This window comes from Caballeronia sordidicola, from assembly GCF_000729995.1.
Taxonomy (GTDB): Bacteria; Pseudomonadota; Gammaproteobacteria; order Burkholderiales; family Burkholderiaceae; genus Caballeronia; species Caballeronia sordidicola_A.
The window spans coordinates 78608-89366 of sequence record NZ_JNFG01000214.1; the positions used below are offsets into that span (position 1 = coordinate 78608).

The following is a 10759-nucleotide window of genomic DNA, read 5'->3' on the forward strand; positions in this document are numbered from 1 at the left end:
AGTTCGGCCAGGTCATCAAGCTGGTGAACCGATCAAACCGAGCGACACGACTTTGATAACCAAATCCTTGGAAGACCTTTTATGTCTTGCCGTCCGGATGTAGTTCCCAGCAATGGACCCGGGGGCGCGTTCTAAAGCAATCGCAAAAGCGCACGTTACAATATTCGCATAACAGACCCCAAGATCGATGGCTGCATCCGCCTTCGGTTCACCGGTCGACCAATCCGGGGAGATCATGTATCTGCATCGCGTCTATGCTCAAAATTTCCGCGCCTTCGGCGACGGCGAAAATGGCCCAATACTCGACTGGGAACTTAACAAGGGCATGAACGTTCTCATCGGCGAAAACGATGCGGGTAAAACAACGATCGTCGATGCCATTCGTCAAGTTCTCTGGACCACAAGCTTCGAATATGTTCGCCTCTTCGAACACGACTTCCACATCAGTGGTTCGAATCGCGCCGTGACGCTCATCATTGAAGCAACGCTAAAAGACCTTTCTCCAGAACAGGAAGCTTCGGTCCTTGAGTGGCTCACATACGAACCCGATGGCTCTCGAACTCTCATCTTGAACCTGCAGGCGAGACTCCTTCCACCTCAGGCGAAACGCCGCAGTCGGATCGACACCCTTGTTCGTGCCGGTCGCAATGGCACCGGCCCTGAAATTGGCGCAGCGGTCAGGGATCTTGTCAGGACGACATATCTGAGACCACTGCGCGATGCAGAGTCCGAATTGAAGCCTGGTAGGCTTTCCCGCCTCTCACAGATTCTCGGCGCACACACGCTTATCGCGGAGCAAGAGAAAAGCGACTTCGACAAAGTAAACCCAAGTGTAGTTCCGACGACTTTAGTCGGACTCATGGAACATGCGCAGCACCATATCGGCAAACATGACGTCGTAAAAACCGTCCAAAAAAACATTAACGAGAACTATCTTCAACGGATGAGCTTCGCGGGTGACGATCTTATGTCCGAAATTCGTATCTCCGGCGACCTGAGCCTCACGCTGATCCTCGAACGGTTCGAACTGTCGTTACTTCCTCCGGGCGACATGTCATCCAGCGAGCGCTGCGCACGCGGACTTGGCTACAACAACGCGTTGTTTATGGCGACCGAGCTTGTTTTGCTACGAGAGGGCGACGAACTTGGATTGCTTCTGGTTGAAGAGCCCGAAGCACATCTGCATCCGCAACTGCAAGCACGCGTAATGAACCTTCTCGAGCAACACGCAAAGAGCGGGCAGCGACCTGTGCAAGTCGTTATGACCACCCATAGCCCGTCGCTCGCCGCAAGTGCAGCTATTGAGTTCATGACACTCGTGCACAAGGCGAAGACCTATCGACTTCGCCCGGAAGATACTCGACTGGCGCGGGCAGACTATGGGTTCCTTCACCGCTTCATCGATGCGACGAAATCCAACCTATTTTTCGCCCGCGGGGTCGTCATCGTTGAAGGTCCCGCTGAGGCTTTGTTGCTGCCAGTCATCGCCGAAGTTGTCGGCCTATCATTTGGCCGATTCGGCATTTCCGTCGTAAATGTAGGCGGCGTCGGGCTCTATCACTACGCGCGCATCTTCCAGAGACTCAAGATAGACGAGTGCATTCCCATCCCGGTAGCCTGCATCACCGACAGGGACATTGTTCCTGACGTCGCAAAGAGCTACGTCTCCGCCCCAAAGAAAGGCAAGCGATTTGAAGGAGATTATCTGCCGGGCGAAGCGGCCGAAACCGTGAAACGCAAGGTTGACCGCGTCGAGGTAGTAGGCGCCGGTAACGTAAAAGTGTTTGTCGCGGACCACTGGACGCTCGAATACGACCTCGCACGAGCTGGGTTAGCTGAGTTGATGTATCACGCGATTCAACTGGCCGTCAAGGCACACGCCCGGGGCGAGAGGCTCACCGAAGCAGACGAAGCGGCGACATTGGCAGAGGCAGCTATAAGCTGGGTTGCGCTAAAGGCTGATTCCGCTACGTCGGAAGCGCTCGCCACAACAATCTATCAGCCACTTTACGAAGGAGACGCCTCGAAAGCCGTCGCAGCGCAGTATGCAGCCAACCTTCTTCAGGCGGGTCAGTATGGGACGGGACAGGCACTCCTCGGGCGTCTTCCGACCTATCTTAAGCAGTCTCTGCTACACCTCGCAGGAACGCCGGGCATCGAAGTCAGCGACGCAGGGGGAGCAGCATGACGATTCCGCTTATCGAACTGGCCGACGTTGAGCAACTCGCATCGGCCTTCCAAGACCTGGACTTTAACGACCCCGAACGTCGAGCGGTCCTGCTTACCGCTGGCTCCGCAGATGTGCAGGCAGCGCCGGGCAGCGGCAAAACGACCTTGCTTGCGGCCAAGCTCCTCCTCCTGGCGCAGAAGTGGCCGCATCCGAACCGGGGCGTATGCGTCCTTAGTCACACAAACGTCGCACGCGACGAAATTTCCAAACGACTAAGCCAGACGGCTATCGGATCCCGCCTTCTGAGCTATCCGCACTTTGTTGGCACTATTCACGCCTTCGTAAACCAGTTCCTCGCCCTTCCCCTCCTTCGTAGCGACGGCCATGCAGTCGACGTCATTGACAATGACATATTCGCAACGCGCGCGGTTGCTGCGTTACCTTACAAGTACACGCTGAATGGCTGGGTCAAGAACAATCCTCATCAGGGTCCCAGTGCCATCTCGACGCTGCGCTACGAGGGGCCCGATCTGCAGCTCGGCTGGGAGGACGGAAATCTGCCCGCAGCAGGAACTCCCTCGCACGCTCAAGCAAAACAGCTCAAAGACGAACTTGCGGCGAAGGGAATCTTCCGGCACGAGGATATGTTCGCATATGCCGCGCGGCTCCTCAAGCGTGTCCCGGATGTCCCCAAACTCGTATCCCTGCGCTTTCCGCTCGTGCTCATCGACGAGATGCAGGACACTAGTTGGACTCAGGAAGAACTCTTGAACCAGCTCTTTGACAAAACTGTCGTCATGCAACGCTACGGCGACAGGAATCAACGTATCCTGAGTTCGTCAAAGGACGCCGGCAAACTCACCTTCCCGCGCGATGGATGTCTGCATGTCACAACCACAAAGCGATTCACGGAGAATATAGCGTCCGCTGTTCGAGCGGTGCAAGAGTATGGTGAACCGATCGCTGCGAGCGCAGGCGATGGTACGCAACCGCCGATGCTGATTCTCTATGACACCGGTTCCGCACCTCGTGTTATCGAGCATTTCGGAAGACTCATCCTCGCGACACTGCCCGATACGATACTGCAGACCGGGGTCGTGAAGGCTGTATGCGCAAGAAAGCAAAGCGACGCCAACCAACCCGCAGGACGACACCTCGGTGACTATTGGCCGGCTTATACGACCAGTACGACCACGCGCACGGGAGAGGAAAGTATTTTTCGCCTTCTCTCCGACCATCCAGAGATGGGTGTCGCAGCGATGAATCTCAACCGACGCGTCCGCGACGTCAGGCGTGCGATTCTGCTCTGCTTACGCGCTGCTGGCAGTCAAGCTGTCAAAGGCGTTCGCGATGCGTCGGGCCTCATGCGGCATCTTGAGTCATTGGGATTTGAGACGGCGCCCATTCGCATATTGTGCCGGCGCCTCACGATTGGTAGAGGGCACTCGGCAAGTGCGGCGGCCTGGGCAAGCACGCTCGACGTGCTATACGACGGCCTAATTTCACTTTTTCCTCCTGGCTTCTTCAGAGACGCGTTCCACGCCCTACCGATATTCGAGCTTCCTCTCGTTGGTACAGTCGCGGCACAATCTAGTAACGAATGCGTCGTCACGCATGATGGTCGGTCAGTCTGCATACACATTGGCACGACTGCCTCGGTGAAAGGTGAAACCCACGTTGCTACATTAGTGCTCGAGGCCTATGGAGGGCAGTCGAGAAAATTTGACCTTCAAACTGCTCTGACAAACATCTGTGATGGAACGCCGATCAGCAAGAAAGCATCTGAACTGGTCCGAGGTCAATATCGCAATCTGTATGTGGCAATGTCTCGTCCTCGACATTTCCTGTGTCTTGCAATGAACAAGGAAAGGATCGAGCCCGGCAAGGTCGAAGCCTTGTTGGCCAAAGGATGGGCAATTAGCGAAATATCGGTGGAACCAGTGCCAGAACTCACCTCTGCTTCACTGAAGCAATAGTTCGAGGCGCACATCTTGATTGTATGCGCTCAATCATGCTTGTCACCTTTATATTGCGCTCACCCGCGGCGCTCGAAAACCGGTCGTCTGCGCGCACACACCTATTCTTACCCCGTCGAATAATTTGATGTCTTCGGCTGCCCAACGCCGGCTTTTTCCGGCGCCAAGGCGCATCGTCGATACGCGTTTTGGAGACTGCACGTGCCTTTCGAAATCAAACAATGGAACGACATCGCCGAGAAGTATGGGGACACGCTCATTCTCGGCAATGGCGCGAGCGTCGCCATTAACAACAGCTTTTTGTACGCTTCGTTGCTCGACCGCGCGCTGACGGAGAAACTCATTTCGGACGACGTCGAACAGATATTTGACTTCTTCGATACAAAGGATTTCGAGTTCGTCCTGCGAACGGTGTGGCAAGCGACGAACGTCAATAACGCGCTCAAGATTGAAGACAAGCGCACCCGAGAGGCGTATCTGAATGTGAGAGAAGCCTTGATTCGGGCGGTGCGTGAGGTACATCCCGACCATGACGCGGTTAGCCCTCATTTTCCGGCCATCTATCAGTTTCTCAAACGGTTCGACACAGTCATCTCCTTGAACTACGACCTGATTGTGTATTGGACGATGATGTATGGCCTCGACGTCAGGGACCGACATTCCTTCAAGGACTGCTTCATCAACGGCGAGCTTTATGACGATTGGAAAGAGCTGAGAAAGCCAATACGAGGTGCCGAATCAGTCACGCTGGTCTTCTACCCTCATGGAAGTCTTGTGCTCAGTCGAAACAACGTGGAACAAGAGCGGAAGATTCATGGGGGCGAGACCCGTCTGCTTGATGCCATCCTTGCGCGATGGGAGACTGAGGAGGTCGTTCCTCTGTTTGTCAGTGAAGGCACTTGGAAGCAGAAGGTCTCGGCCATACGGAACAGCTATTACCTCTCTACGGTCTACCGCGAGGTTCTGACGTCAGAACACCCCACCTTGACCGTCTATGGCTGGGGACTCGCCGAGCAGGATATGCACATTCTTGACCGCATGAGCGGGTCTGGCATCAAAAGCGTGGCGGTATCGGTGTATCAGAACCGACAGGCCGATTGCAACCACGCGGCTCAGGTTATTGCGGACAAATTGGGCGCCGACGTGGAAGTAGAGTTCTTCGACAGTCGGAGCGAAGGGTGCTGGATACAGGGCGATTAACCCACTCATGGTTTGCTAGCGACCTTTCCTTTCGTCGTTCGGCGCTTTGGAGTTTTCGGCTTTGGGTTGGCTGATGGCGTCGTGATGGCGGACGGAACAGGACGCATCCCTGGAATACGCCACACCACTATTATTCGCGGTTCTGAATCGCCGGGCCCTTTCACCGATTCGACCCAACAATTGTCAGCGAGCGTCAACGGCCACTGTTTTTGTGAGCAGAGGTCTAGCACCACGAGGAAGCCTATGCGCGGTCCTGTAAGCAGGTAGGCCGCAGCTTGCCCGAGATACTGGGATATCCCTTCTCGCGACGCATCCGAACTTTCTCGTTTGACTTCAATAATCATCCGCCAGTCGGCGCATGTGATTGCTAGGTCAGCGCGTCCGCGGGATACGTCATGCGCTTCCCGGTGTATCTGATGGGTCTGGAAGTTACTTGCCCCGAGATGCAACGCGTGGAACATGGCGGCCTGGAGCTCCCGCTCAAGAGGCAGGTTGCCGCCGGTCCGAAAAAGAAACTCAAGGAACGGCTTCGCAATCTCGAAGCCGACGTCGAGACAATGGGTCGAAAATCGTATCAGGAACGCGATGAGTGAATTGACATCATTTGCGACGGTGCCTCGATAGTCGACGTGCGACTGCAATTGCGATGTAAGTTGCAAAAAACAGTCTTCCTGCATCCTGTTGAATGGCGAAAGAAAGCCACCGGGAAGCGCTGACGCGGACTTCGCGATCGGATCTTCCGGTTCAGAGCCGCTGGCGAGGCCACCTTCGCTCGCCAGCGGCCCGGCTTTTCCCGGGTCGGCCCTCAGGTTATCGACCGCCGCTAGCAAAGTAGCTGCCTCTTGCCGATTTGCCTCGTCCGTCTGGGCGTCATCAATCCAATCTTGCAGGTGAGCACGCAATCCTTCGCGCGCGGCAAAACCCGAAGCGAGGCGGTTCGTGACCGCGCTTCGCAGGGCGTCACCGGAATCCGTGGCCAAGCTGACAAGGGTGCTCCGCAAATTTGCAATCTGCTGTAGAACCGGCAACGCGCGTAGCCAGCTTCGCTCTGACATCTGCTTGCTCAGGCCCTGCAGCGCAGAAGTAAGTTCGTACCACGAGGTCTGAGCGTCGAGTCGGGGCCTAAGCCACTTCCGCAATGAAGAGTTGTCGAGATATTGAAAACGTTCGCTCGCTGCTTCACAAGCCTGTACGACATGTTGCTCGATCGTCTCTGCTGGGGCATCCTCGCAGAAGAGCATCAATGCGCGGACGGTGCCGCGAAATGCCGTCGCTTCAGGCATCTCCGGGGCGACGTCTTCCGCCGCTTCGAACCACTTCGCTGCATCGTTCAGTCGCGCGAAGAGAGACTCCTTGTCCTGGCTACTTAACGCCCGGTCAATGTGAATCATCCCAAGCTCGAACGCTGCCTGCTCTCCAGCTTCCTTATCTGCAGCTAAGCGTTCGAGAACCACCTCCAACTCTCTGGCGTGGCCCCAGTGCCACGCGAGCCCCGCAAGTAACGCGACTCGGCGAACGAGCAGGAAATTGTCGCCAGATTCCACTCTGTCGAGTGCTGCAACCAGAGCGGACTGAGGCGCCTGTGCCTCGGACGCGAGCAAAAACGCCGCCGCGAGACACTCAGACGCCATTTCATTGTCAAGTTGCGAGTCCGTCTGCCGAGCTCTTGAGAGCAACGCGTCCTGCGCTGACATCGCCTCACGGCGGGACATTTCCATGTCGGCGAGCTTCTTTCCGACCGATGCCACAACTAGAGGGTATGGGTTCTCACGCAGGACGGCCACCGCGTAATTCAGATAGTCGGCGCGCATATCAGTCGTATGACACAGCACGTTGGCTAGCCTGTCTGCATGACCACTCTTCACGAATTCCGATGCCAACTGGCGCATGACCGGCATCCCACCGAGCTCTTCCGAACTGGGCGAGTCTTTACTGGACAGGACCGCATCGAATTCGTGGATATCCATAACGAAAGTGGATTCGAACCTTGTAATCAGAACATGGAGCCGGAGGGTTTCGGCCAGATTTGCCTCTCTTTAGAGACGGCACTCGTCAGAGTGGCTCCCCGTGCTGACGCGACAAAAATCTGAAGGTTCCTGGTCTCGTCGCACACGGTACGAATCTCCGTCATCATCGCGTTCAGGTCATCTTCACTGACCTCTTCTGCGCCGGGTGAGTCTATGAACAGAAGGCCTGGGTGATGACCTTGCCCGTTTATGCTCGCAAGTCTCATCATCGCGACGACAAGGGCGATGCGCAACCGCAGCCGCTGACCGGACGTCTGGAGGGAGAAACCGCTCGGCGTGCCCGACACCGTCAGAGTGATTCCGTTTCCTCGAATAGCTACCTTTTCCAGCCCTTTGAAGCCAACTCGCGCCGCTACCTCGACGAGCTCTTCTTCGAGCTCGGCAAGCATCTGTGCACCAGCGGACTTCGCTCGCTCCTCCGCAATCCTCTCCCCTTCCTTCAAAACCCGCCGCTGTTCGGCCTTCGCTTCATCAACTGTCGATGGGAGAGCTTCCTGCTCCAGAGCAACCAGTTGCTCGCAAGCGCCGCGTGCACGCTCCAGCTCCCAACGTAGTTCCTGCTGCTTGAGGATGTTGTCCGCGTTTTGGTCGATGCGCTGGATGCGAGCTTCAAGCGCGTCCGTTTGCTTTTTCGCCACAGCAAGGTCGGAGCGCAAATGCGCGTCGCGCGTCCGTAGCTCGTCTTCGGCGGCCCTGGCAGCATTGAGCCGCTCCTTCGCCTCAGCAATGGCATCTTCCAACGCGTCATGGTCATCGCCCGGCGCGTCTCTGTCGCAAACCGCGCAACCACCACCAGCCTGCTCAGACTCGAGTCGCTCAGACGGGAACGGTTGGGCACAACGCGGACAACAAACCGGACTGAGTCCGGCGAAGAAATGCTTGGCGGCTGAGCCGTCTTCGAGTCGCCTCACCTCCGCGCGCGCCTCACTGACCTGCGTGATTGCGGCAGCGAGCTGATGCTCTGTTTCGGAAACGGCTTGCCGAAGCCTTGCGTATTCCATCGCTTCACGCGTGTAGCTCCTCAGCAACTCAGGAGCATCTTCCGGTCGCGGCGTGGACGCAGATAATGTCGTCAGGCCTGCATTGAGTTGCTCGATGCGACCATTGAGCCTCTGGATTTCCGGTTGACGGGAGACAGGTGCAGGAATGCTCGCCCGGACCTGTTCCGAACGGACGACCTCCAAGATGGATGCGCTTTTAAGCGCCATCTGAGCACCGGTGTATGGCATACCGATGAAGAGTTGCAGCATGCGCCACCACGCGGCGCCGACGGCGACATCTCCGAGAATTGCCGGATGCGAACCTTCAATGAACATTGAGCGAGCGTACAGGCTCCAGGTGTGATGGGCCTGCTCGGCGACATCGCCCTGGTGGTTCACAAACGGAATGGGTTGGAGAGCGAATCGCCCCATCATCAACCTTTCCATCACCTGCTCGAACTGCTCGTTGCCAGCGAAGTTCGCGAGTACCTGTGCGGGACCCGGCGCAGTGCGTAGAACAGCGCCCACTGGAGTGTTTTCGTAGTCATCGAATTGAACGCAGTACCAGTCCAGCCCGATTGAGAATACGAGCTCGACATGATGAATCCAGGCACGCACTTCGGGCCGGAGGCCTCTCGTGGTACCCCGCAGCGCCCAAAGCATCACCTCAAGAATCGTAGACTTGCCAATCTGGTTCCCATTGTCGCTCAGCACGAGCCAGAGGCCAGCCTCGAGGTCAGACCACTCGAACGTGAAAGGACCGTCACCAGAATCAGCAGCGCTCTTTTCACCGCTGAAGAGAACGCGTCGAATTGTCAGAGATTCGGAATGCCGGGTCCCCGCCTGCTCGACGACGTTGGCCTGCGCGAAAATGCTCTCTACCGTAGCGAGCGGAACCTTCGCTTTTTCGGCAACCGCCGCCGCGAGCGGAGGTAGCGGCTTCGACGACTCCGTCTTTTTTTGTTCAGGCACGACCTGCCTCCAGTTCGGCTACCCGTTGTCGCACTTCCGATGCGATGGAACCAATGGTTTCCCCGTTTTTTGCCCCGGCATAGCTTGGGTGGCTGTACTGCCATTTTGCCAACTGGTCTCCCGACTTGTCTTTGCAGAACTCGCCGACAAGCGTGCTACGGTCGGAATACCACCGAGCTTCGGGAAGCTCCTTTGCCATTCGGTCAGCAATTTCGAGTCCTTTAGGCAACAGAAAATACGTCCGCTGCTTGGTGTTCACATCTCGGAGCATTCGCGCCAGCCCGTAACTGAATAGCGGCGCCAGAGCCGTATCGAGCGGTTCGTATGCGCCGTAAAGATACTTCAGCATAGCATCGCGACGGATTTCGGGTTCTTCGGAGCCCGCTATCGACTTCGCCTGGGTAAGCAGGACGGTATCCCCCTGTTCCCGGTATGCCTCAAGCAACGCGTATGCAAGATGGTCCGGATTTCGCACCCAGAAATCCATCTTTTGAAGCTTCTTCTCTGAGCTGATAACTGTGACCGCGTCTGCCACGGCTGATGTACTCGTTGTTGGCTCCCCGGCCCTTGCAAGAATAAACAACAATCTGAGCGCGTCTCGATATTGCCTAGTTATCTCATCCATATTCGGCCTCTTCTCGCGTCTCTAAAATCTTTAACGTTATGTGCATACGACGCGCGCACATATTACGCTGAATGGCGCTTCGATTGGGTTGAGATACCATTGCCGCGACCGCAGTAAAGAGGCTTGCGAACGGAAAGGTTGGATGCTGCAGTCGTCGCCCCATAATTTGCCAAGGCGGTCCTGTCCTAAAACGCTCATCAATTGGGGGCATTGTACGTTTCGTGCGAATCTGGCGGTTCGACGCGAGAAGGCCATACTAATCAATGACTTGCACATCATGCGATGGGAGCCAGCAAAGCCTTGCTATAGAAGGGTCGACGTCCTCCTAGGGGTTCTCGTATTCTTCGTGCCAAAAATGGCGTTGGCCACGCGCAGAGCCGCCGTCAGCAAGCCTTCATGGCCGCGCGGAATAGCCGGATCGACGAAACATTCAACTCATACATAAGTAACGATTTTCCGCACAGACCGCCGGAAATAGCACGATTCGGACGAAGACCCCGGCAAAGGCGCTGACGGTGTCGGCAAGCAGAACCGTGCTGCAGTCGCCTGAGCGTCCTGTTACCGATATCTTCTGCGGCGAAAGTACGATTTACTTCTAATCGGCTATCTCGTTGTGTATCAGTTCTCAGGGATCTTCGCGAGCGGCATCAGCCCAATTATCGCGACTTATCTGCTGCAGACGAGTAACGGTGAGCCGTGGTGGATTGCGGGATATCGCCTGCCGGCAGGGTACCGAGTGGAGGGCTTTGGAAGCGTTCGCGTCCGGGAGTCGGGCGGGGCGCCAGTGCTTGAGACTGGTTCCCGCAAAG

Annotated in this window: 6 protein-coding genes; 3 read left to right on the forward strand and 3 right to left on the reverse strand. The window is 56.4% G+C overall.

The window, feature by feature from the left end; all coding sequences use genetic code 11:
- The first annotated feature begins 235 nt into the window (after window positions 1-235).
- The 3 genes from FH08_RS0144955 to FH08_RS0144965 all read left to right on the forward strand — a co-directional run bounded on the left by FH08_RS0144955 (window position 236) and on the right by FH08_RS0144965 (window position 5346).
- Complete coding sequence (locus FH08_RS0144955; protein WP_035568977.1) at window positions 236-2188, forward strand: ATP-dependent nuclease; 1953 nt, start codon at window positions 236-238, stop codon at window positions 2186-2188.
- Window positions 2185-4146 (forward strand): UvrD-helicase domain-containing protein, encoded by a 1962-nt coding sequence (locus FH08_RS0144960; RefSeq protein WP_051889012.1) that lies wholly within the window; start codon window positions 2185-2187, stop codon window positions 4144-4146. Before FH08_RS0144955 ends, FH08_RS0144960 begins: the two co-directional genes overlap by 4 nt.
- A gap of 201 nt (window positions 4147-4347) precedes the next feature.
- A complete protein-coding gene (locus tag FH08_RS0144965; RefSeq protein ID WP_031364643.1) occupies window positions 4348-5346 on the forward strand; it encodes a DUF4917 family protein in 999 nt (332 codons plus the stop codon).
- 5 nt (window positions 5347-5351) lie between these two features.
- Here FH08_RS0144965 and FH08_RS0144970 read toward each other — a convergent pair whose 3' ends face one another.
- Genes FH08_RS0144970 through FH08_RS0144980 form a run of 3 tightly spaced genes read right to left on the reverse strand, consistent with a single transcriptional unit; the run spans window position 5352 to window position 9950 of the window.
- Window positions 5352-7313 carry a hypothetical protein gene (locus tag FH08_RS0144970; protein ID WP_031364644.1) on the reverse strand — a complete coding sequence of 654 codons (1962 nt, stop codon included), beginning with the start codon at window positions 7311-7313 and terminating at the stop codon, window positions 5352-5354.
- 26 nt (window positions 7314-7339) lie between these two features.
- Window positions 7340-9325, reverse strand: coding sequence for a hypothetical protein (locus FH08_RS0144975; protein ID WP_031364645.1), 1986 nt, complete (start codon window positions 9323-9325; stop codon window positions 7340-7342).
- On the reverse strand, window positions 9318-9950 hold the full coding sequence (locus FH08_RS0144980; protein WP_081889819.1) for a hypothetical protein: 633 nt from the start codon (window positions 9948-9950) through the stop codon (window positions 9318-9320). Before FH08_RS0144980 ends, FH08_RS0144975 begins: the two co-directional genes overlap by 8 nt.
- Window positions 9951-10759: the final 809 nt, after the last annotated feature.

Bases quoted from the DNA above. Each gene is read 5' to 3' on its own strand.
- FH08_RS0144970 (WP_031364644.1), bottom strand. From the start codon at position 7,313: ATGGATATCCACGAATTCGATGCGGTCCTGTCCAGTAAAGACTCGCCC.
- FH08_RS0144955 (WP_035568977.1), top strand. From the start codon at position 236: ATGTATCTGCATCGCGTCTATGCTCAAAATTTCCGCGCCTTCGGCGAC.
- FH08_RS0144960 (WP_051889012.1), top strand. From the start codon at position 2,185: ATGACGATTCCGCTTATCGAACTGGCCGACGTTGAGCAACTCGCATCG.
- FH08_RS0144980 (WP_081889819.1), bottom strand. From the start codon at position 9,950: ATGGATGAGATAACTAGGCAATATCGAGACGCGCTCAGATTGTTGTTT.